Origin of the sequence: Spirilliplanes yamanashiensis (assembly GCF_016863475.1) — a bacterium.
Lineage (GTDB): Bacteria > Actinomycetota > Actinomycetes > Mycobacteriales > Micromonosporaceae > Spirilliplanes > Spirilliplanes yamanashiensis.
Genome location: NZ_BOOY01000028.1, coordinates 88,613 through 109,970, shown reverse-complemented (window position 1 = coordinate 109,970; position 21,358 = coordinate 88,613). Strand labels below are relative to the sequence as shown.

Sequence of the window (21,358 nt, the reverse complement as noted above, 5' to 3'; positions counted from 1 at the left end):
CCCGCCCCGCGCCCGCTCCCAGCCCGGCGCCGGAGGCACATCCGTCACCGCACCGCGCCGCCGCCGCGCGGGCCGCCGTGGTGCGCCCGAACCCTTTTCCGGGAGGTCCCCATGCGTGCACGACCCGATTTCCAGGTCCACCTCGACCCCGACGAGCTGAAGCTGCTCGAACTGGCCGGCGGCGCCGCCGGCGGCAAGCCGGCCGACGGCCGCGGCGCGGGGGGCGCGGTTCCGCGCCACGGCGGCCGCGGCGGCGGCAAGGTCCGCACCACCGCGGCGGCGGGCCGCCGCCAGTACGCCTTCCGGCGCAGCTAGGAAACGGGGCAGGGCCCGGGGACGTGGTCCCCGGGCCCTGCTGCGTGTGGTCGGTCGGTTCAGAGGCGGTCGGCGTACACGTTGTCGACCCAGCCGTTGAAGCTGTCACTGGTGGCGCCGAAGTTGGCGCCGCCGACGCGCAGCGGCAGGTTGTTGGCGATGCTCAGGTTGGCCGGCAGGGCGACCCGGCCGCGGGCAGAGCCGTCGACGTAGACGGTGAGGCTGGTGGCGGTGCGCAGGCACACCAGGTTGTGCCACCGGCCGTCGGCCACGCCGATGTCGCTCTTGGCGACGTACGCGCGGGTGGAGCCGACGCCGACGACGACGCACTGGGCGCGGTGCTTCTGGCCGCCGATCTGCATCTTCCACTGGCTGTCGGTGGTGGCGACGCCCTTCTGCATGACGTTCGACGACAGGCCGACGTGGTTCGGCGTGGCGATCACCTTCGCGCCCCACCGGAACGGCCGGGTGCCCGGGTCCAGGTCGGGGTCGTCGGTGCCCTCGAGCAGCAGGCGCGGGCAGCGCGTCATGGTGGCCGAGCACTTGGCGGGGAAGCGCACGTAGCGGTCGACGGTGGTGCCCGGGTACGTGGGGACGGTGATGCGGGCGCCGTTGACGGCGCGCACGCGCAGCACGGTGCCGCGGGTGGAGTTCGAGGCGATGAGGCCGGAGGCGGTCACGCCACCGTTGAAGGTGTACGCGGCCACGCGGACGGGGCCGGTGGCGGGGGCGGCCGCGGGGGCGGCCAGTGCCAGGGTCGGCACGGCGGGGATGGCCAGCAGCGCCAGCGCGACGATCGTTCGACGGAACTTCATGACCAAAAGCTACGTATGTCCGAACTTTGTGCAAAGCGCGGCACGGGCGTTTCGCACCTAAAATCTGATTACTGACAGAACGGTTACTTTTCAGAGCAGACCGGCGGACTCCGCGATCAGGCAGACGGCGACCAGGCGCAGCAGGTGCCACTCCGCGGCCAGCCAGGCCGGCGTCGACGCGTACGCGGCGCCCGCCGCCGGCACCGGGCGGCCCATCCGCTCCGCCGCCGCGACGATCGACCGGCCGTACGCGGCCAGGCCCGCGGCGTCGGCGGCCCGGCCCGCCGCGCGCAGCGACTCGCGCACCGCGGCCGCGTGCTGGTCGACCTGGGCCAGCAGGCCCGGGTGCGCCAGCGCGGCCGACAGCCCGTCCACGCCGACGCGCGCCATCAGGTCGTCGAGGAAGGCGCGGGCCGGGTCGGCGGCCAGCTCCGCGGCGAGGGCGGCGGCGGTGTCGGCGGCGGTGTCGGCGGCGGCGTCGGCGGCGAGGAAGTCGTTCGTCATGCGGGGAACGTTAGGCAGTCCGGACAGGGCGTGGTGCCGTGGTGACCGAACGGCACCCGTACGCCTACCGGGGTGCTCCGGGCCTGGTACGGACGGGTCTGCCGGTCACGCTGTGGCGACCGGCGCACGCCGGCCGGCGGCCAGCAGCCGGGCCACCTCGGCGGCCGGGGCGGGCCGCGCGTAGTGCCAGCCCTGGGCCCGCTCGCAGCCCAGCCCGCGCAGCAGCACCGCCTGCTCGGCCGTCTCCACGCCCTCCGCGATCGTGCCCAGCTCCAGCCCGTTCGCCAGGTCGATGACGGCCTTGACGAGCGGCAGCCGCGGGTCGCCGGTGGCCCGGTCCGGCATGAACGAGCGGTCGATCTTCACGTGGTCGATGGGCAGGTCGCGCAGGTACGCCAGCGACGAGTAGCCGGTGCCGAAGTCGTCCACGGCGACCCGCACGCCGGCCAGCCGCAGCGCGTTCAGGTGCCCGAGCGCCAGCTCCGTCGGCGCGCCCGCGTCGACCAGCACGTTCTCGGTGATCTCCAGGATCAGCGCCTGCGGCGGCAGCCCGGAGGCGGCCAGCGCGTCGCGGACCATCGCCGCGAAGTCCGGCTCGCGCAGCTGCCGCGGCGAGACGTTCACCGACAGCAGGGTGCCGTGCCGCTGGTGCCACGGCGCCGCGTCCGCGCAGGCCTGGCGCAGCACCCACGCCCCGATGCCCACGATGAGGCCGCTGTCCTCGGCGGCCGGGATGAACGCGTCCGGCGGCACCAGCCGCTCCCCCGGCGGCTGCCACCGGATCAGCGCCTCGACGGCCACGAACCGCTCGTCGGCCAGCCGGACCAGCGGCTGGTAGTGCAGCAGCAGCTCGGAGTCGGCCAGGGCGCCGCGCAGCCGCTCCACGGTGCGGGTGCGCTGCAGCCGCTCCTCGCGCAGCCGGCGGTCGTACAGCACCAGCTGGTCCTTGCCGGCCGCCTTGGCGCCGTGCAGCGCCAGGTCGGCGTCGCGCAGCATGTCCAGGGCGGTCAGCTCGGGGTCGAGCACCCGCAGGCCGATGCTGACCGTGGCGAACAGCTCGTGGCCCTGCACCTCGACCGGGCGGCGCATCGCCCGCAGGATGTGCTGAGCGCACCGGATGGCGGCCTCGGGCCCGCCCTGCTCGACCAGCACGGCGAACTCGTCGCCGCCGGGGCGGGCCAGCAGGCCGGTGCCGCCCATCAGGCCGCGCAGCCGGGCGGCGACGGCGAGCAGCAGGTCGTCGCCCATGGCGTGGCCGAAGCGGTCGTTGACGTCCTTGAAGCCGTCCAGGTCGACGACGAACAGCGCGCCGTCGGCGCGGCCGGCCAGCGCGGCGGCCACCCGCTCGTGCCAGAGCAGCCGGTTCGGCAGGCCGGTCAGCGGGTCGTGCGAGGCCCGGTGCCGCAGCTCGCGCTGCAGCTCGCCCTGGCTGTGCAGGGCGGCCTCCAGCTCGCCGCCGCGCGCGTCCAGGTCGGCGGCGCGGCGCTGGGCGACCCGGTGCAGCTGGCGCAGGCGCTGCACGAGCAGCACGGCGGTCAGCGTGGTGGCGGCCAGCGGCACCAGCACGTCCCACTCGTCGATGCCGCCGGCCCGGATCTCGTGCACCAGCATGATGCCGGCGACCACCGGGGTGAGCACCACCATGACCACGTACAGCGGCAGCGCCACGATGCGCTCGGTCTGCGCCCCGGCGGTGCCGTCGGGCGCCACCCGCGCCATGGACGGGTGCAGCGCCGCCGCCCCGAGCAGCGCGTTGGCCAGCAGCCAGCCGGCCGTGCTCAGCGGCGGGTTGTCCACCGAGCCGGTGGTCGCCGCGTGCATGAAGTAGACCGTGTCCGCGGTGAGCAGGGCGGCCGCCGACAGCAGGACCAGCACGAACGACACCGCGCGGGCGCCGCTGACCAGCGCCAGCCGCACGGCCATCGCGCCGAGCAGCAGGTCCAGCAGCGGGTAGGCGAGGAAGTCGGGGTCGGCGGGCAGCCGCCCGGGGTCGATGACCAGCGGGTCCACCAGCATCGTCCACCACAGCACCGCCGCGGTGCAGGTGATGATGCCCGCCTCGGTCATGCCCGCCAGCGGGCTGCCGTAGCGGCCGTGCACCGGCAGCACGGCCAGCGCCGCCGCGATCAGCGGGTACATCGCGTAGTAGAGGACGTCGAGCACCGAGAACGGCGGCACCACCACGCCCAGCAGCTGCAGGGCCGCCCAGCCCAGGTTTGCGACGGCGGCGCAGCTCAGGCCGGCGAGCAGGGTCCACCAGGCGGCGGGCCGCACCGGGCGGTGCCGCCGGATGCCGGTCACGATGGCCGCGACGACGCTCAGGCCGACGAGGGTGTAGAGCGCCGTGGCGGCGGACGGGGGCAGCGCGGGGCCACCGGCGACGACGGCGACCGCCGTGAGCAGGTACCACAGCCACCACCGCACCACCGGTGTCACACCTCCTACCGGCCCACGGTCGCATGATCGGGAAGTCCGGATGGCCGGATCAGTCCGATGGGGTGCGCTTTGTGGCTAGTGGGCTTAAACCGGCAGCTCGTCCATGGCCTTGTAGATGCGCTTCGGCGACACCGAATACGCCGTGCCGAGTCCTTGCGCGAAGTAGCTCACGCGCAGCTCCTCGATCATCCAGCGGATCTCGGTCAGCCCCTCGTCGGCCGGGCCGCCGCGGGGCAGCTCGGCGCGCAGCTCGTCGTACTCCGCCTGGATCTCCTGCACGGTGCGGGTGAGCTGGGTGTCGCGGGTGAGGTTGCCCGGCAGCCGGTCGAGCCGGTGCGCCACGGCCTGCAGGTAGCGCGGCAGGTGCGGCAGCTGCCGCCAGCCGGTCTCGGTGACGAAGCCGCGGTAGATCATCCGGGCGAGTTGCGCCCGGATGTCGGTCAGCTGGGTGAGCAGCCGCGGGTCGGCGGTGCCGGCGACGCGCCGCTCCACGTCGTAGGCCGTGCCGAGCACCGCGCGCACGTGCTGGACGACGGCCTCCACCGTCGGCACCAGCTCGGCGCGGACCCGCTCGCGCAGCGCGGCGAAGCCCGCCGCGTCCCAGGCCGGGCCGCCGGCGGCGTCCACGAGCTGGTCGACGGCCGCGCCCGCGCAGTCGTCGAGCAGGTCGGCGACGCTGCGGTGCGGGTTGCGGCTCAGCGCCAGCTTGGCCCGGTTGTCCAGCCGCCCGGTCAGGTACTTCGCCGGGCTGGGCAGGCCGAGCAGCAGCAGCCGGCGGGTGCCGGCCCGCATGGCGACGCGCTGCTCCGCCTCGGTCTCCACCACGCGCACCGCCACGGTGTCGCCCTCGTCGGCCAGCGCCGGGAACACGTGCACGGTGAACCCGCCCCGGTCCTGCGCGACCCGCCGCGGCAGCGTGCCGATCTCGTCGCCCCAGGCGGTGAGGCCGCGCCGCTCGACCGAGGCGGCCGCCTTCGAGATCGTCTGCCGCACCGCCGGGGCCAGCTTCGCCCGCAGCGCGGCCACGTCGCGGCCCTCGCCGAGCGTGGCCCCGTCCTCGCCGACCACCCGCACGTTGATGCGCAGGTGCTCGGGCAGCGCGCCGGGCTGCCAGGCCTCGCGCGGGACGATCACGCCGGTGAGCCGGCGCAGCGTGTCCGTGAGCGCGTCGAGCAGGGAGCCGTCCGGGCGCAGCTGCGGCAGCACGGCGTCGGCGTGGTCGGGCACCGGCACGAAATGGGTGCGGATCGCCTTGGGCAGGCCGCGGATCAGCGCGATGACCACGTCGCGGCGCAGGCCCGGCACCTGCCACGACAGGGCGGCCGGGTCGAGCCGGTTGAGCAGCGCCACCGGCACCTCGACCGTGACGCCGTCCGCGGCGTCGCCCGGCTCGAACTGGTAGCTCAGCGGCAGCTCCAGGCCGTCGAGGCGCCACGTGTCCGGGTAGTCGACCGGGTCGAGGCCGCCCTTGCCCTCGTTCACCAGCAGGTCGAGCGAGAACGTCAGCAGCTCCGGGTCGGCGTGCCGGGCCTTCTTCCACCACGAGTCGAAGTGCCGGCCGGACACCACGTCGGCGGGGATGCGCTGGTCGTAGAACGCGTACAGGGTCTCGTCGTCGACCAGGATGTCGCGGCGGCGGGCCCGGTGCTCCAGCTCCTCGACCTCGCCGAGCAGCGCCCGGTTGGCGGCGAAGAACGCGTGGTGGGTCTGCCAGTCGCCCTCGACCAGGGCGTGCCGGATGAACAGGTCGCGGCTGGCCACCGGGTCGATCCGGCCGAAGTTGACCTTGCGCTTGGCGACGATCGGCAGCCCGTACAGCGACACCTTCTCGTAGGCGACGACCGCGCCCTGTTTCTTCTCCCAGTGCGGCTCGCTGTACGAGCGCTTGACCAGGTGCCCGGCGAGCCGCTCGGCCCACTCGGGCTCGACGGACGCGGCGACCCGCCCCCAGAGCCGGCTCGTCTCGACCAGCTCGGCGGCCATCACCCAGCGCGGCGGCTTCTTGGCCAGCGCCGAGCCCGGGAAGATCGCGAACTTCGCGCCGCGGGCGCCGAGGTACTCGTTGCGGTCGCCCTCCTTCATGCCCATGTGCGACAGCAGGCCCGACAGCAGCGCCGCGTGCAGCCGGTCGCCGTCGGTCTCGGCCGGCAGCTCGCGCGCCTTGCTCTCGATGCCCAGCGTGCGGGCGACCTGGCGCAGCTGGGCGTGCACGTCCTGCCACTCGCGCACCCGCAGGTAGTTGAGGAACTCCGCCTTGCACATGCGCCGGAACGCGCTGCTGGAGCGCTCCTCCTGCTGCTCGCGCAGGTACTTCCACAGGTTGATCAGGGTGAGGAAGTCGCTGGTGCGGTCGGTGAACCGGGCGTGCTTCTCGTCCGCGGCCTGCTGCTTCTCGGCGGGGCGCTCGCGCGGGTCCTGGATGGACAGTGCGGCCGCCACCACCAGCACCTCGGGCACCACGCCGCCGGCGTCCGCCTCGATGACCATGCGGGCCAGCCGCGGGTCGACGGGCAGCTGGGCGAGCTTGCGGCCGAGCGCGGTGAGCCGGCCGTCGCGGTCGAACGCGCCCAGCTCCTCCAGCAGCTTGACGCCGTCGGCGACGGTGCGCCGGTCCGGCGGGTCGACGAACGGGAACGCCGCCAGGTCGCCCAGCCCCAGCGAGGACATCTGCAGGATGACGCTGGCCAGGTTGGTGCGCAGGATCTCCGGGTCGGTGAACTCCGGCCGGGACGCGAAGTCCTCCTCGGAGTACAGCCGGATGCAGATGCCGTCGCTGGTCCGCCCGCAGCGGCCCTTGCGCTGGTTGGCCGACGCCTGGCTGACCGGCTCGATGGGCAGCCGCTGCACCTTGAGCCGGTTGCTGTACCGGCTGATCCGGGCGGTGCCGGGGTCGACCACGTAGCGGATGCCGGGCACGGTCAGCGACGTCTCGGCGACGTTGGTGGCCAGCACGACCCGGCGGCCGGTGTGCGGCTGGAACACCCGGTGCTGCTCGGCGGCGGACAGCCGGGCGTACAGCGGCAGGATCTCGGTGTTGCGCAGGTTGCGCTTGGCCAGCGCGTCGGCGGTGTCGCGGATCTCCCGCTCGCCGGACAGGAAGACCAGCACGTCGCCCGGCGCCTCGCCGGCGAGCTCGTCGACGGCCTCGCAGATGGCCTCGATCTGGTCGCGCGGCTCCTCGGTGCCCTCGTCGTCGTCGACTTCGACGAGCGGGCGGTAGCGCACCTCGACGGGGTAGGTGCGGCCGGACACCTCGACGATCGGCGCGCCGCCGAAGTGGTCGGCGAAGCGCTGCGGGTCGATCGTCGCCGACGTGATGACGACCTTGAGGTCGGGGCGCCGCGGCAGCAGCTGCTTGAGGTAGCCGAGGATGAAGTCGATGTTGAGGCTGCGCTCGTGGGCCTCGTCGATGATGATCGTGTCGTACTTCGACAGCATCCGGTCGGTCTGCAGCTCGGCCAGCAGGATGCCGTCGGTCATCACCTTGACCAGCGTGTCGTCGCTCGCCTGGTCGGTGAACCGCACCTTGTAGCCGACGGCCGCGCCGAGCGGCACGCCCAGCTCCTCGGCGATGCGCTCGGCGACCGTGCGCGCGGCGATGCGCCGCGGCTGGGTGTGCCCGATCGTGCCGCGCACCCCGCGCCCCAGCTCCAGGCACATCTTCGGCAGCTGGGTGGTCTTGCCGGAGCCGGTCTCCCCCGCCACCACGACGACCTGGTGGTCACGGATCGCGGCCAGGATGTCCTCCCGACGCCGGCTGACCGGCAACTGCTCCGGGTACGTGACGGCGGGCCGGGCCGCGGCCCGGTTCGCCAGGCGCTGCTCGGCGGCGGCCACGTCGGCGGTGATCCGGTCGACCACCGTCTGCCGGTGCGCGGCGTCGCGGATGCGGCGGGTGCCGTCGAGGCGTTTGCGGAGCCGGCGCTGATCGGCGGCGGGCAGCTCGGCGACGCGCTGGTGGAGGTCCGGTGTCGACATGTCCCGGCAAGGATAGTGCGGTCGCCGATCGGCCCGCCGCCCGATTTCAGCGCAGGCCGTCGATCGCCGCCACCTCGTCGTCGGTGAGCGTGAACCCGCCGATGTCGGCGTTGGCCCGGATCCGCTCGGGCCGGGCCGACTTGGGGATGACGACGGTGCCGTGCTGCACGTGCCAGCGCAGCACGACCTGGGCCGGCTCGGCGCCGTGCGCGGCGGCGATCCGGGCCAGCACCGGGTGGCCGAGGTCGGTGGTCTTGAACGGGCTGTAGCCCTCCAGCACGACACCGCGCTCCCGGTGCCCGGCGTCGACGGCGGCGTCGTACAGGCTCGGGCCCCAGCGGATCTGGTTGACCGCGGGGGTGCGGCCGGTGGCGGCGGTGAGCTCGTCGAGCTGGCCGAGGCTGTAGTTGCTGACGCCGACGGCGTGCGCCCGGCCGGCGTCCTGGGCGGCGAGGAACTCGCGCCACACGTCGACGCCGGCGCCGCCGGGCGGCCAGTGGATCAGCCACAGGTCGACCGCGTCGACGCCGAGGGCGCGCAGGCTCGCCTCGAGCGTGGCGGCCTCCCGGCCGCGGCGCTCGGCGGGCAGCTTGGTGGTGACGAACACGTCGGAGCGCGGCACGCCGCTGTCGCGCAGGGCGCGGCCCACCTCGGCCTCGTTGCCGTACATGGTGGCGGTGTCGATATGCCGGTAGCCGGCGTCGAGGGCGGCGCGCACGGCGCGGTACGCCTCGTCGCCGCGCAGCTGCCAGGTGCCGAAGCCGAGCAGGGGGATGCTGGTGCCGGTGTCGAGCTTCACCGCGTCGTCGATCATGGTCTGCCTCTCCGTCGTCGCGCCGCACCTTTACCCGGCGCCGACCCGGTCACACCGATTGGCACACCCCGGCCGTGTCCCTCAGACAAAACGGGCGTTTCCCCCACGACAGTGAGGGAGATCGCCCGTGATCGTCGTGGCCGAAGACCATGAGGACATCAGATTCGTCCTGACCCGTGCGCTGCAGCGCGCCGGGCACGAGGTGGTCGCCGCCCCCGACGGCGACGCCGCCTGGGAGGCCGTCCGCCGCCTGCGGCCCGACGTCGTGGTCACCGACGTCGACATGCCCGGCATGAACGGCCTCGACCTGTGCCGGGCCATCCGCGCCGACGAGAGCCTGCGGCACATCCCCGTCATCATGGCCAGCGGCTCGCTGCTGCCGGGCGACGGCCGGGCCGAGGCCGCCGGCGCCAACGCCACGCTGCTCAAGCCCTTCCTGCCGGCCGAGCTGCTCAGCTGCGTGGCCGAGGTGCTGGCGGCAGCCGGTCGGTAGGCCGGTCGCTAGGCGCGGGCGTGCTCCGGCGCGGGCAGCGGCAGCGGCGCCGCCGCCGGCTCGCCGTCGCCGGCCGCGTCCGCCGCCGCGGCGGGCAGGCTGACGACGAACCGGGTGCCGCCGCCCGGGTTGTCCTCCACCGTCACCGTGCCGCCGTGCCGCTCCACGATCCGGCGGCAGATCGCCAGGCCGAGGCCCGTGCCCGCGTACCCCTTGCCGGCGTGCGCGCGGTGGAACGTCTCGAAGATCCGCGGCTTGTCGTCGTCGGGGATGCCGATGCCGCGGTCGGCCACCGTGAACCGCACCCGGTCGCCCTCGGCCGGCAGCGCCGTCACGTCGACCCGCGGGTCCTGGCCGGGTCGCACGTACTTGAGCGCGTTGCCGATCAGGTTGTCCACGACGTGCCGCAGCATCGCCGGGTCGCCCGTCACGGCGGGCAGCGCCCCGACGTAGATGGCCGGCGACGGGTCGGTGCCGCGGCGCAGGTGCTCGGTGCGCTCCCGGACCACGTCCGCGACCAGCGGCCCCAGCGGCACGACGGTCAGGCTCAGCGGCGCGTCGCGCGCCGTCGTGTACGCCAGCAGCGTGTCGATGAGGGCGGCCATCCGGTCGGCGGCGCCCAGGATGCGGCGCAGCGCGGTGTGCGCCTGCGTCACGTCGTCGGACGGCGGGGCCTCGGCGAGCTGGTCGATGGCCAGCTCGCAGTGCGCGCGCACGACCGACAGCGGCGCCTTGAGGTCGTGCGCCACCACCCCGGCGAACACCGCCAGGTCGTTCTCGTAGCGGCGCAGCGCCGTGATGTCGCGGAACACGGCGACCGCCCCGCGCTGGCCGGCGCTGGCGTCCAGCGGGCGGCCGTCGACGCTGAGCAGGATGCCCTCCGGGCGCCCGGCGTTGCGCACGATCATCTCGACGCCGTCCGACGACTCGCCGCGCAGGCCGCGCACCAGCGGCATCCGCTCCTCGGGGAACGGGGTGGTGCCGTCGGGCAGGAACAGCCCGTAGTGGCGCTGCCAGTTGTCCGGCCCGTCCACGTCGGCGTCGGTGCCCAGCAGCGCCCGGGCCGCCGGGTTGTGCAGCAGGTAGCGGCCCTGCTCGTCGATCACCCCGACGCCGTCGCCGAGGCTGGCCATGATCGCCGAGAGCAGGCCGGCCTGACGGCGGGCCTCCGCCTCGGCCTGGCGCAGCTCGGCCGTGGCGGTGCGCACCCGCGCCTGCGCCCGGGCCCGGCCGGTGGCCAGCACGTACATCAGGCCCGCCAGCAGCACCGTGGCCGCCGCGCCGCCCACCTCCACGGTCAGCGGCAGCAGGGTGCGGGCGCCCGGCAGCCGCGCCGAGTCCGCCTCGGTGACCAGCGTCCAGTGCTGGTCACCGACGGGGAAGGTGGCCTGCCGGCGCAGGTCGCGCCGGCCCAGCGCCTGATAGGCGGCGACGGTGACCGCGCGGCCCGCGCTGTCGGTGGCGCGCAGGGTGCCGGCGAGCAGGCCCTGGCTGGCGTCGCCCAGCACCCCGCCGAGGAAGTCCTGGCCGCGCAGCCCGAGCACGACCCAGCCGCGGAACGCGCCGCCGTCGCCCGGGGCGTACACGGGGGCGGCGAACACGAACGACAGCTGCTGGCGGCTCGGCGGCAGGGCCCGGTCGCGCAGCAGCACGTACGCGTCGCTGACCGCGGGGGCGCCGGTGCGCCGGCCCTCCGCCAGCGCGGCCGAGGCCTCGACGGAGGCGGCGAGGTCGGCGCCCGGGGTGGCGGGCACGGTGGCGTTGAGCGGCCGGGACAGCACGGGGAACAGGTGCCGGGTGGTCCCGGGCCGGGGCGAGAGCCGCAGGCCGGCGGCGCCGCGGGCGCGCCAGGCGGCCTCGACGGCGGCGACCTCGGCGGTGTCGGCCGGCACGACCAGCGCGACGCCGGTGGCGCCGGTGAGCCGGGACGTGGCCAGCGGCGCGGTGGCGGCCTGGAAACCGCTCGCGCTGATGTCCGGCCCGGCGCCCAGGCCGGCCGCGACCGTCTGGAGCAGGTCGAGGTAGCGGCCGGTCTCGGCGATGACCGAGGCCCGGGCGACGGCGGTGCGCTGGTCCATCACCCGGCGCGCGTTGGTGGCGTCGTCGGCGCGCAGGCCGGCGGCGCCGTACCAGGTGGCCCCGAGGCCGGTCGCCAGCACGACGACGGCGAGGACCGGCCCCAGCCAGCCCCCGCCGCGATCCGCGCTTCTCCCCACCGATCAGAGGATATTACGCATTCTCATCGCCAGGTGTCGTACCGGTACAGGTCGTACGTTCGCATGAGGGCGGCCGTCTTCGCGACGTAGTCCGGGTCGGTCGCATAGCCCGCCCGCTTGATCTCCACGAGGAAGGCGTTGGCGTTGCGGGTGTACGCGAACGCCGGGCGGTAGCGCTGGTTGGCGCGCAGGAAGCTGCCGTGGTCGCGGAACGAGTCGGCGGCCGTGCGGTAGGTGCGGAACGTGGCCGAGGTGGCGAAGCACTTGCCGGCCTTCGTGCACTCCGTGGTGTTGTACGTGCGGCAGCCGGCGGCGATCGCGCCCTTGCGCCCGTCGAAGCACTTGATGCCGAAGTAGTTGCGGTCGTTGGCGGCCAGGCCGCTGCGGCCCCACCCGGACTCGAGGATGGCCTGCGCGATCGTCACCGACGGCGGCACCCCGAACTCGCGCCAGCCCTGCTGGGCGCCGGGCACCGCGGCCGCGATGAACTGCGCCGTGGTCAGGTTGGGCGCGCTCGACGGCGTCCGCGAGCCGGGGCAGACCGGCACGGCGCCGGACTCGACGTAGGCGTGCGAGACCCAGCCGCCGACGCTCAGCCGGTCCCACTGGTCGGTGGTGCGCACCGTCCCGCTGACCCGCTCGCCCGCGGCGGCGCAGACGATCGACACGGCCGTGCCGCCGGCGAGCCGACCGGTGACCGCGGTGGCGCGGCTGCCGCCGGCGCGCACGTTGACCGAGCCGTCGGCGCTGCGGATGCGGCCCGCGACGGGGCCGGACGACACGGCGGTGGCGCACTTCGGGAAGCCGCGGCTGGAGACGTAGGCGTGCGAGACGTACCGGCCGTTGGCGAGCCGGTCCCACACGTTGGTGGTGCGCACGGTGCCGCGCACCGTGGCGCCGTACACCCAGCAGCTGAGCGTGACCCGGGCGCCGTTGCGCAGGGAGCCGACGACGGCGCCGGTGGTGGCCGGGGTGCTGCGCACCTTCAGGGTGCCGCCCGCCACGCGCACGGTGCCGGTGACGGCGGCGGCCTGGGCCGCGGCCGGGACGGCGACGACGCCGGCGGCCAGGGCGGCCGCGGCGAGGGTGCCGGTGAGCAGTTGGCGCCACATGGTGAGGTGCCCCCTTTCCCCGGCGGCGCATCGGCAGCGCCGCCGTCCCCCTCCCGGTCGGAGGGCGGGCCGGGGCGCGGAGGGAGAACCCGGGTGCGGTTCGGGTGCGTCGCGCGCACGGCGGTGACGGCTGGGGGCCGGGGTGCGCAAGGGCACTATGATGCGGCGCTGGGCCGCGCTTGAGCCCGCGCCCGCCGGGGAATGGTGAGAGCCCCCCGACACTCCCCCCGAGAGGACGGCTTGATGACCGCCGTGGCGAGCCGCCGCCCGCCGGCCGGCCGGACCGCCGGCGCCACCAGTGGCTGGTGGCTCGGCGCCCCGCCGGTGATCGCGCTGCTCGCCGCCGCCGGCGCGGTGGCGGTGTACGCCGTGTTCGTGCGCACCCGGCTGGGCCAGGTGGTCGACGAGGCCGCCATGCGCGGCGCCGAGGTCGAGCACCAGCGGGTCGTCTCCGTGCTGAACAGCACCCTGGACGGCACGTCGCTGCTCAGCATCGCCGCCGTGGCGGTGGTGGCGGCGGCGGTCGGGCTGCTGCGCCGCCGCGTCGACCTGGCCGTGGCCGCCGGCGTGCTCGTGCTGGGCAGCAACCTGACGACGCAGTTCCTCAAGCGCGAGCTGACCCGGCCGCCGCTGGGCGACCCGGCCCCCAACTCGCTGCCCAGCGGGCACACGACCGCCGCGGTGTCGGTGGCGTTCGCGCTGGTGCTCGTGCTGCCGTACGCGACCCGCGCCTTCCTGGCGCTGGCCGGCTCCCTCTACGTGGCGGTCATCGCGATCGCGACGGTGTGGGCGGCCTGGCACCGCCCCAGCGACACGGTGGCGGCGCTGCTGGTCACCCTCGGCTGGGGAGCGCTGGCCGTCACAGTGGTGCGGCTGCGCCGGCGGGCCGAGGCGCCACCCCGGGCCGCGTCGCGCCTGGCCACGCTGCCGCTGGCGCTGGGCGCCGCGGTGGCCGGGGCGATCGGGGCCATCGGGCTCGGCGCGGTGGTCGTCTCGGAGCGGTTCATCCCGGGGCTGGTGTCGGAGCTGGCGGCGTTCATCGCCGGCGCGGCGGGCATCGCCGGGTGCACGGCCGGCGCCTTCCTGATCTGGGTGTGGCTGGTCGCCGAGGGCGAGGTCCGTCACCGCAACGATTGATCCGGGCCCCGGCGGGATATGTCATCGGCAGACATCTCTGCGAGAGGACACCGCCGTGACCACGTCGTCCGACCCCTCCACCGCCGCCGGCCCGGGCATCCCGCCGGGCCCGGGCGGCGCCACCGCACCGCCCGCCGCGGCCGCCCCCGGCCTCGCGGGCGGGGTGCCGGTGGGCACCTTCGACAACTACCCGGCGGCCCAGCAGGCCGTCGACCTGCTGTCCGACAACAAGTTCCCGGTCGAGCGCACCGCCATCGTGGGCACCGACCTGCGGCTGGTCGAGAACGTGCTGGGCCGGCTGACCGTGGGCCGGGCGGCCGCCGCCGGCGCGGCCAGCGGCGCCTGGTTCGGCCTGCTCATCGGCCTGCTGTTCGCCATCTTCAGCGTGTCCGCCTGGTGGACCGTGCTGCTCGCGGCCGTGCTCATCGGCGCGCTCTGGGGCGCGGTGTTCGGCGCGATCGCGCACGCCATGACCGGCGGCCGGCGCGACTTCACGTCGCGCAGCTCCCTGCAGGCCGGGCAGTACGTGGTGCTGGCCGACCCGGAGTTCGCCGACCAGGCGCGGCAGCTGCTGGTGCAGCTGAACTGGCGGGCCAGCGGCGCGGTCTGACCGGACCCCGGACATGCGGAGGGCCCCCGAACCGGGGGCCCTCCGTCGTGCGGTGGATCAGATGCCGTCGAGGCTCAGCTGGCCGCGCAGCTTGCCGAGCGCCTTGGCGAGCAGACGCGACACGTGCATCTGCGAGATGCCGATCTGGTCGGCGATCTGCGACTGGGTCAGGTTGCCGTAGAACCGCAGGGTGAGGATGCGCTGCTCGCGCTCGTCGAGGGTGGCCAGCGCCGGGCCGAGGGCCACGCGCAGCTCGGCCAGCTCGAACTCGGTATCCTCGCCGCCGAGCGTGTCGCCCAGCTCCGTGGAGCCCTCGGCGCCGACCGGGGTGGACAGCGACGTCGCGTTGTAGGCGCGGGCGCCCTCCAGGCCCTCCAGCACCTCCTCCTCGGTGATGCCGAGGTGCACGGCGATGTCCGGGACCGTCGGCGAGCGGCCGAGGGTGTGGGTCAGGGTGGCGTTGGCCTCGGTGATGGCCAGGCGCAGCTCCTGCAGGCGGCGCGGGACGCGCACCGACCAGGTGCGGTCGCGGAAGTGCCGCTTGATCTCGCCGATGATCGTGGGGATCGCGTAGCCCGCGAAGTCGACGCCGCGCTCGGGGTCGAACTTGTCGACGGCCTTGATGAGCCCGACGGTGGCGGTCTGCACCAGGTCGTCGGTGGGCTCGCCGCGGCCGGAGTAGCGGTGCGCGAGGTGCCGGGCCAGCGGGAGCCAGGCCTCGATGGCGCGGGCCCGCAGGGCGGGGCGGCGGGGGTGACCGGCGGGCGTCGCCGCCATCGCGGCGAGCAGCTCGGCCGCGGTGTCGGCCGGTGCGGCCGTGGAGAGCGTGTCGTCCGTGCGCTGGTCCGTCGTGGTCGCGGTCATGGTGGTCCTCCCTGCACCTCGTCCGCCGGTGGTCCGCCGGTGGCCCGCCGGGTCCGGTCTCCGGCGGCGGGTCTCCCCGGCGCTCCGACCGCCCTCGACGGGCTGGAGATGTCGCTCTGTGTGCGGGGCCCGCCGCCGGTTGTCGACCCGGCCGGACCGCGCAGTTGTCGTCCGTTCAGTACAACGACACTAGCCCAGTGGACGACCAAATACTAGCCGAAAGTATGAGTGGCGCAGGGTGACGGCACCGTCGGCTCAGGCGGGACGGCGCTCGTGCACCGGCTGCCCCGTCAGCCACTCGGTAAACGCGTCCGGGGCCAGCGGCCGCGACACGAAATAGCCCTGCACCAGGTCGCAGCCCTCGCGGGCGAGCAGCTCCAGCGCGCCGGCGTCCTCCACGCCCTCCGCCACGACCTCCAGCCCGAGGGCGTGCCCCAGCTGCACCGCGGAGCGCACCACGGCCCGGTCCCGGTGGTCGTGCGTCAGCCGCTGCACGAACGACCGGTCGATCTTCACCTCGTGGATCGGCAGCCGGCGCAGCCGGCCCAGCGACGAGTAGCCGGTGCCGAAGTCGTCGATCGACAGCTTCACCCCGAGCGCGTGCAGCCGCTCCAGCGTGGCGAGGCTGCCCGACGGGTCGGCCATGATGCTGCTCTCGGTGATCTCCAGGGTGAGGCTGGCCGGGGCGCTGCCCGTCTGCGCCAGCAGCCGCTCCACCACCTCCGGCAGCGTCACGTCGAGCAGCCCGTTCGGCGACAGGTTCACCGCCACGTGCAGGTCGTGCCCGGTGCGCGCCCAGGCGGCCCGGCTGCGCAGCGCCACCTCCAGCATGTGCAGGGTCAGCGGCCGGATCAGGCCGGAGTGCTCGGCCAGCGGGATGAACTCGTCCGGCGGGACCATGCCGTCGGCCGGGTGGTGCCAGCGGGCGAGCGCCTCCGCGCCGACGACCGCGCCGGTGGCCGGGTCCACCTTCGGCTGGAACGCCACCATCAGGTCCCGGCGGTCGATCGCGGCGCGCAGGTCGGCGATGCGGGCCAGCCGCTGCGGGGTGTTGACGTCCGCGGTCTCGTCGTACGCGCGCAGCCCCGCCCGGGTCTCCTTGGCCGCGTACATGGCCACGTCGGCGTGCCGGACGAGGGTGTGCGCGTCGGTGCCGTGCAGCGGGGCCACCGCCACGCCGACGCTCGCCCGCAGGTCGATGGTCAGCGGGCCGATCGGCATGGTCTGCTCGAGCTTCTCGCTGAGCTCGGCGCCGCGCGCCAGGCCCGCCTCGATCGTGCCGTCGGTGGGCAGCCACACGGCGAACTCGTCGCCGCCCAGCCGCGCCGCCACGCCGATGCCCTCGACATGCGCGCGCAGCCGCTGCGCCACCTCGGTCAGCAGGGCGTCGCCGATGTCGTGGCCGAGCGCGTCGTTGACCTCCTTGAAGCGGTCCACGTCCAGCAGCAGCACCGCGCCCGAGCCCCCGCCGCCGGCCAGGGCGTCGTCGACCAGGCGCAGGAAGTGCCGCCGGTTCGGCAGCCCGGACAGGGTGTCGTGCAGCGCCAGGTGCTCCTTCTCGGCCGCCTCCCGGCGCAGCCGGTCCAGCAGCTGCGCCTTGCCCAGCGCCACGCCCGCGTGGTTGGCCATGGCCCGCAGCAGGCCGAGCCGGTCGTCGGTGAAGCCGCCGCTGTCCGGCAGGCTGCCGCGCACCACCAGCGCGCCGGTGGCCTCGCCCAGCGGCAGCGGCACGGCGGCGCCGTCGACGGGCTCCGCGCCGGCCACCGTCCCCTCGACGTTGCCGGTGCGCACGGGCTCGCCGCGCAGCGCGGGCAGGTACCAGGCGAACGGGGGCACCTCGGCGTCGGTGACCACGCCGGGCCCGCTCATCCGGGCCACCCGGGGCGGGCCGTCGGGGCCGGTCAGCACGATCTCGGCCACGTCGGCGCGCAGCTGGTCGCGGACCCGGTCCAGGACGACGGGCAGCACCTCGTCCAGCTCGGCCGCGCCGTCGAGGGCGGTGGTGAAGGCGTACAGCTCGCCGACCTCGGCGCGGTCGTTGCCCTGCCGGACCAGCGCCCGGTACACCAGCAGCAGGACCACGCACAGGACCACCAGCAGCGACACCGACCAGGGGCTCTGCGAGGCGGCCTCGGCGCCGACCACGCCGATCGTGGTGAGGCCGGCGGCGACGACGGTGCCGCGCAGGGCGGACGGCAGCCGCCGCCACTCCCCCGGGTCGTCGTGCAGCGCGATCACCGCGGTGACGGCCACGGCGGCGACGACGTCGGCGAGGATCATCGCCGAGTACACCGCCACGAGCTGGCGCACGCCGAGCCCGGAGACGCCCGCGAGGTCGCCGCCGAGCCGGTGGAACACCCAGGCGGCGACGACGGACTGGGCGGCGACGAGCGCGACGTTGAACACCAGCTTGAGGCCGCGCTGGCGGCGCAGCACGAGCAGCCCGGCGCCGCCGCCGGCGACCCGGGCCAGCACGACCAGCAGCGGGTTGAGCGACAGCAGGCCGAGCACCATCGGGATCTCGGTGAGGCTGAACGCGTGCGCGCCGCGGCGCACCCGCATGTGCACGACGAAGCCCTCGAACGCGGCGAACAGCACGGTGAGGGTGCCCAGCCAGACCAGGCCGCGCGCGCCCTGCGGCAGCGTGACCCCGTCGCGGGCGAGCAGGAGGCCCAGCGCCACGGCGGCGGCGCCGAGGCCGACGGCCAGGGCGGCGACCCGGCGCTCGGGCTGCGCCCACCAGCCGTCCCGCGCGGGCGGGGCGGCGGGCGGGCCGGCCGGCCGCTGCGCCGGGTCCTGCTGCGTCTGCGCCGGATCGGCCGGCGCGGGGGTCACTGCCACGGCCCCGGCCACTGCGCGGAGCTCCACGTGCGGCCGCTCCAGGTGCGGGCGGACCAGGTCCGCGCCGACCAGGTGCGGGCCGACCAGCCGTCGCCGGTCCACACGGCCGAGCTCCAGGTGCGGGCGTTCCACGTCGAGCCGGACCAGGTGCGGGCGGACCAGGTGCGGGCCGACCAGGTGCGCGCCTGCAGCCCGCCCCCGCCGGTCCAGGTGCTGCCCGTCCACGCGGTGCCGTTCCAGGTGCCGCCGGACCAGGCGCGGCCGTCCCGGGACGCGTCGGTCCACTCGGACGGGCGCCAGGGCGCGCCGAAGATGTCCTGCTCGCCGGTCAGCACGGCGCCGGTGGCCGCGTCGGCGACATGCGCGGAGCCGCGCGACAGCTCCAGCCGGCCGGCGCCGGTGGACGGCAGCGCGGCCTGCGCGGACAGCAGCGGGGCGGCGGCCCTCACGGCGGCCAGCACGTCGATCTGGCCGGCGCCGCCTGACCGCGGGTCGGCGCCGCGGATCGGCGCGGCGGTGTCCCGCAGCAGCTTCTTGACCTGGTCCGGGGTCAGCTCGGGCCGCTGCTGCAGCAGCAGCGCGGCGGCGCCGGAGACCACGGCGGCGGCCTGGGAGGTGCCGCTGCCGCGGAAGAACCGGTCGGTGGCGCCGTCGGAGATGCGCGCCTCGGGGTAGCTGCTGTCGAGGTACGAGCCGGGGCTGCGCAGCGACACGACGGACCGGCCGCCGGCGAGCACGTCGGCGTGCCGGGTGAGGGTGCCGCGGCTGGAGAACGACGCGACCGTGTCGTCCCTGGCCGCCGGGGTGCCGCCCGGGTCGGACGCGCCCACGGCGATGACGAACGGGTTGGCCGCGGGCATGGTGACCCGGGCCGCGGAGGGGCCCTCGTTGCCGACGGCGGCGACGACCACGATGCCGTGGCGCCAGGCGGACTCGACCGCGAACGACAGCGGGTCGAGCACGGCGCTCTGGGTGGAGTCGGTGCCGAACGACAGGTTGAGCACCCGGATGTTGAGCCCGGCGTCGCGGCGGTGCGTGACCACCCAGTCGACGGCGGCGATGACCTGCGAGACGTCGACGGCGCCGTCGGCGGCCGCCACCTTGAGGCTGATCAGGTGGGCGCCGGGCGCGACGCCGTCGAAGCGGCGGGCCCCCTTGACGGTGTCCGGATCCTGCCCGGCGATGATGCCGGCCAGGTGGGTGCCGTGCCCGTAGGTGTCGAGGTTGCGCAGGTTGGCCGCCTGCGACTCGAACGACAGGTCGGGGCCGTGGATCACCTTGCCGGGCCCGGCGAGGCCCTGCACCGGCGCGACGCCGGAGTCGATGATCGCGACGCCGACGCCCGCGCCGGTCAGCCGGCGGCCGTCGAGCAGCCGGTCGTCGGCGGTGCCGCGCCGGTCGAGCCCGGCGGTGGCGGCGATGTCGGCCAGCAGGTTCCGGCCGGTGTCGGTCCAGGAGCCGGCGGACGGCCGGACGGTGGCGTCGGGCGTGACGGCCAGCACGCCGGGCACGGCGGCCAGCGCGGTGACGGCCGGGGCGGGCACGGTGGCGGCGAGCCCGCCGATGACGCCGAGCCGGCCGGTGACGGTGCCCCCGGCGGCGGCGACGGCGGCCTCGGCGCGGGCGAGCGCGGCGGCGCCGGCCACCCGCACGATGACGGGCCGCCCGGCGGCGGCCGGCGCGGCGGCTACCTCATGAGCGGGGGCGGGCGCGGCGGTGGCGGCGGTAGCGGGGAGGCACGCGGCGGCCAGCACGACGGCGGCGAGCACGGCGGTCCGCCGCGCCGCCACCGGGGTGGTCCTGGTGCGCATGTGGTCGTCTCCTCGCTCCGGGGGCCGCGCGGACGGGGGGATCCGCGGCGACACCGCCGATGACGCTCTGATCGGTCGCGCCGCGCCGGACCTGAAGAAGTTCCCGGGGCCGGGGTGCGGCACGATACGGATCCGGGCGCCGCGGGTATGACGACCGTGGCGTGACGCATTCGGAGGGAGTCAGGCGCATGGTGGTCCTCGGCATCGACATCGGCGGCTCGGGCGTCAAGGGCGCGCCGGTCGATCCCGCGCTGGGCGAGCTGACCGCCGAGCGGCACCGGGTGCCGACCCCGCAGCCGTCGGACGTGACGAGCGTCGTGAAGGCCGTCGTCGAGGTGGTGGCGCAGTTCGAGGCGCCGGACCGGGTCGGCGTGACGTTCCCGGGCGTCGTCATCGACGGCGTGGTGCGCACCGCGGCGAACATGGACAAGTCGTGGGTGGGCGCCCCGGCGGCCCAGCTGTTCGCGGACGCGATCGGCCGGCCGGCGGTGGTGCTCAACGACGCCGACGCGGCGGGCGTGGCCGAGATGACGTTCGGCGCGGGGCGCGGGCGCACCGGCACGACGCTGATGCTGACGTTCGGCACCGGCATCGGCAGCGCGCTGTTCCTCGACGGCCGGCTGGTGCCGAACACCGAGTTCGGCCACCTGGAGCTGGACGGCTTCGACGCCGAGCTGAAGGCGTCCGACCGCGCGCGCGAGGTCGAGGACCTGGCCTGGGACGAGTGGGCCGGGCGGGTGCAGCGCTACCTGCGCCACGTCGAGCTGCTGCTGCAGCCCGGGTTGATCATCGTGGGCGGCGGGGTCAGCAAGAAGGCGGAGAAGTGGCTGCCGCACGTCGACATCCGCACGCCGATCGTGCCGGCGGTGCTGCGCAACGAGGCCGGCATCATCGGCGCGGCGGCCGCGGCCGCCGCGCTGGCCTGACGGCCGTCAGGCCAGCCGGGCCGGGAAGCCGCCGGTGGCGACCGGTCCCCAGCCGGTCAGCGTGACCCGGATCAGGCACTTGCCCTGCCGGGTCATCGCCGCGCGGTACTCGTCCCAGTCGGGGTGCTCGCCGGAGATGCTGCGGTAGTACTCGACGAGCGGCTCCAGCGCGTCGGGCAGGTCGAGCACCTCGGCGGTGCCGTCGAGGTGCACCCACGGGCCGTCGAAGTCGTCGGACAGCACGCACAGCGCCACCTGCGGGGTGCGCCGCACGTTGGCGACCTTCGCCCGCTCCGGGTAGGTCGAGACGACGACGCGGCCCTCGGCGTCGAGGCCGCAGGTCACCGGCGACGACTGCGGGGTGCCGTCGGCGCGGGCGGTGATGAGCACGGCCCGGTGCCGGACGGCGAGGAACTCGCGCAGTCCGGCCCGGTCGACGCGGGAGTTGGTGGCGATGCTGCGGGCCAACGGTGCCTCCTGGTGGCT

The 21,358-nt window shown here is 75.5% G+C and carries 16 protein-coding genes; 5 read left to right on the top strand and 11 right to left on the bottom strand.

The features are described from left to right. Window positions 1–111 precede the first annotated feature (111 nt). Complete coding sequence (locus Sya03_RS19575) at window positions 112–315, top strand: hypothetical protein (protein ID WP_203939782.1); 204 nt, start codon at window positions 112–114, stop codon at window positions 313–315. Window positions 316–374: 59 nt separating this feature from the next. On the opposite strand, the gene Sya03_RS19570 is transcribed toward Sya03_RS19575, so the two are convergent. The 5 genes from Sya03_RS19570 to Sya03_RS19550 all read right to left on the bottom strand — a co-directional run bounded on the left by Sya03_RS19570 (window position 375) and on the right by Sya03_RS19550 (window position 8,862). Beyond that, complete coding sequence (locus Sya03_RS19570; RefSeq protein WP_203939781.1) at window positions 375–1,130, bottom strand: LamG-like jellyroll fold domain-containing protein; 756 nt, start codon at window positions 1,128–1,130, stop codon at window positions 375–377. Window positions 1,131–1,220: 90 nt separating this feature from the next. Next, window positions 1,221–1,634, bottom strand: coding sequence for a DUF6401 family natural product biosynthesis protein (locus Sya03_RS19565; RefSeq protein WP_203939780.1), 414 nt, complete (start codon window positions 1,632–1,634; stop codon window positions 1,221–1,223). A gap of 105 nt (window positions 1,635–1,739) precedes the next feature. Further along, complete coding sequence (locus Sya03_RS19560; RefSeq protein WP_203939779.1) at window positions 1,740–4,061, bottom strand: putative bifunctional diguanylate cyclase/phosphodiesterase; 2,322 nt, start codon at window positions 4,059–4,061, stop codon at window positions 1,740–1,742. Window positions 4,062–4,154: 93 nt separating this feature from the next. Next, on the bottom strand, window positions 4,155–8,048 hold the full coding sequence (gene hrpA, locus Sya03_RS19555) for an ATP-dependent RNA helicase HrpA (protein WP_203939778.1): 3,894 nt from the start codon (window positions 8,046–8,048) through the stop codon (window positions 4,155–4,157). A gap of 46 nt (window positions 8,049–8,094) precedes the next feature. Then, on the bottom strand, window positions 8,095–8,862 hold the full coding sequence (locus Sya03_RS19550) for an aldo/keto reductase (protein WP_203939777.1): 768 nt from the start codon (window positions 8,860–8,862) through the stop codon (window positions 8,095–8,097). Between the two features lie 127 nt (window positions 8,863–8,989). On the opposite strand from Sya03_RS19550, the gene Sya03_RS19545 reads away from it, so the two are divergent. After that, window positions 8,990–9,355 (top strand): response regulator, encoded by a 366-nt coding sequence (locus Sya03_RS19545; protein WP_203939776.1) that lies wholly within the window; start codon window positions 8,990–8,992, stop codon window positions 9,353–9,355. An 8-nt stretch (window positions 9,356–9,363) separates the two neighbouring features. Here the strand turns inward: Sya03_RS19545 and Sya03_RS31590 are convergent, their stop codons facing one another. Both Sya03_RS31590 and gsmA read right to left on the bottom strand, forming a co-directional pair. Next, window positions 9,364–11,571 (bottom strand): ATP-binding protein, encoded by a 2,208-nt coding sequence (locus Sya03_RS31590; RefSeq protein ID WP_275411461.1) that lies wholly within the window; start codon window positions 11,569–11,571, stop codon window positions 9,364–9,366. Between the two features lie 23 nt (window positions 11,572–11,594). Beyond that, window positions 11,595–12,683 carry a sporangiospore maturation cell wall hydrolase GsmA gene (gsmA, locus tag Sya03_RS19535; RefSeq protein ID WP_203939775.1) on the bottom strand — a complete coding sequence of 363 codons (1,089 nt, stop codon included), beginning with the start codon at window positions 12,681–12,683 and terminating at the stop codon, window positions 11,595–11,597. Window positions 12,684–12,926: 243 nt separating this feature from the next. Here gsmA and Sya03_RS19530 point away from each other — a divergent pair, with 243 nt between their 5' ends. Beyond that, window positions 12,927–13,820, top strand: coding sequence for a phosphatase PAP2 family protein (locus tag Sya03_RS19530; RefSeq protein WP_203939774.1), 894 nt, complete (start codon window positions 12,927–12,929; stop codon window positions 13,818–13,820). 55 nt (window positions 13,821–13,875) lie between these two features. Beyond that, window positions 13,876–14,430 carry a YflT domain-containing protein gene (locus Sya03_RS19525; protein ID WP_203939773.1) on the top strand — a complete coding sequence of 185 codons (555 nt, stop codon included), beginning with the start codon at window positions 13,876–13,878 and terminating at the stop codon, window positions 14,428–14,430. A gap of 57 nt (window positions 14,431–14,487) precedes the next feature. On the opposite strand, the gene Sya03_RS19520 is transcribed toward Sya03_RS19525, so the two are convergent. The 3 genes from Sya03_RS19520 to Sya03_RS19510 form a co-directional block, all read right to left on the bottom strand. Next, window positions 14,488–15,294, bottom strand: coding sequence for a SigB/SigF/SigG family RNA polymerase sigma factor (locus Sya03_RS19520; RefSeq protein WP_203939772.1), 807 nt, complete (start codon window positions 15,292–15,294; stop codon window positions 14,488–14,490). A gap of 255 nt (window positions 15,295–15,549) precedes the next feature. Next, on the bottom strand, window positions 15,550–16,923 hold the full coding sequence (locus tag Sya03_RS31885; RefSeq protein ID WP_373316098.1) for a putative bifunctional diguanylate cyclase/phosphodiesterase: 1,374 nt from the start codon (window positions 16,921–16,923) through the stop codon (window positions 15,550–15,552). A gap of 1,202 nt (window positions 16,924–18,125) precedes the next feature. After that, on the bottom strand, window positions 18,126–19,946 hold the full coding sequence (locus Sya03_RS19510) for a S8 family serine peptidase (RefSeq protein WP_203939771.1): 1,821 nt from the start codon (window positions 19,944–19,946) through the stop codon (window positions 18,126–18,128). Between the two features lie 188 nt (window positions 19,947–20,134). On the opposite strand from Sya03_RS19510, the gene ppgK reads away from it, so the two are divergent. Beyond that, window positions 20,135–20,872, top strand: coding sequence for a polyphosphate--glucose phosphotransferase (ppgK, locus tag Sya03_RS19505; protein WP_203939770.1), 738 nt, complete (start codon window positions 20,135–20,137; stop codon window positions 20,870–20,872). 6 nt (window positions 20,873–20,878) lie between these two features. On the opposite strand, the gene Sya03_RS19500 is transcribed toward ppgK, so the two are convergent. Then, window positions 20,879–21,340, bottom strand: coding sequence for a PPOX class F420-dependent oxidoreductase (locus tag Sya03_RS19500; RefSeq protein WP_203939769.1), 462 nt, complete (start codon window positions 21,338–21,340; stop codon window positions 20,879–20,881). Between the last annotated feature and the right edge of the window lie 18 nt (window positions 21,341–21,358).

What these genes read in the sequence shown, in the direction of transcription:
- Sya03_RS19575 (WP_203939782.1), top strand. Translation starts at nt 112, where the DNA reads ATGCGTGCACGACCCGATTTCCAGGTCCACCTCGACCCCGACGAGCTG.
- Sya03_RS31885 (WP_373316098.1), bottom strand. Translation starts at nt 16,923, where the DNA reads ATGGCCAACCACGCGGGCGTGGCGCTGGGCAAGGCGCAGCTGCTGGAC.
- Sya03_RS19510 (WP_203939771.1), bottom strand. Translation starts at nt 19,946, where the DNA reads ATGCGCACCAGGACCACCCCGGTGGCGGCGCGGCGGACCGCCGTGCTC.
- hrpA (WP_203939778.1), bottom strand. Translation starts at nt 8,048, where the DNA reads ATGTCGACACCGGACCTCCACCAGCGCGTCGCCGAGCTGCCCGCCGCC.
- Sya03_RS19565 (WP_203939780.1), bottom strand. Translation starts at nt 1,634, where the DNA reads ATGACGAACGACTTCCTCGCCGCCGACGCCGCCGCCGACACCGCCGCC.
- ppgK (WP_203939770.1), top strand. Translation starts at nt 20,135, where the DNA reads ATGGTGGTCCTCGGCATCGACATCGGCGGCTCGGGCGTCAAGGGCGCG.
- Sya03_RS19520 (WP_203939772.1), bottom strand. Translation starts at nt 15,294, where the DNA reads ATGACCGCGACCACGACGGACCAGCGCACGGACGACACGCTCTCCACG.
- Sya03_RS19530 (WP_203939774.1), top strand. Translation starts at nt 12,927, where the DNA reads ATGACCGCCGTGGCGAGCCGCCGCCCGCCGGCCGGCCGGACCGCCGGC.
- gsmA (WP_203939775.1), bottom strand. Translation starts at nt 12,683, where the DNA reads ATGTGGCGCCAACTGCTCACCGGCACCCTCGCCGCGGCCGCCCTGGCC.
- Sya03_RS19570 (WP_203939781.1), bottom strand. Translation starts at nt 1,130, where the DNA reads ATGAAGTTCCGTCGAACGATCGTCGCGCTGGCGCTGCTGGCCATCCCC.
- Sya03_RS19550 (WP_203939777.1), bottom strand. Translation starts at nt 8,862, where the DNA reads ATGATCGACGACGCGGTGAAGCTCGACACCGGCACCAGCATCCCCCTG.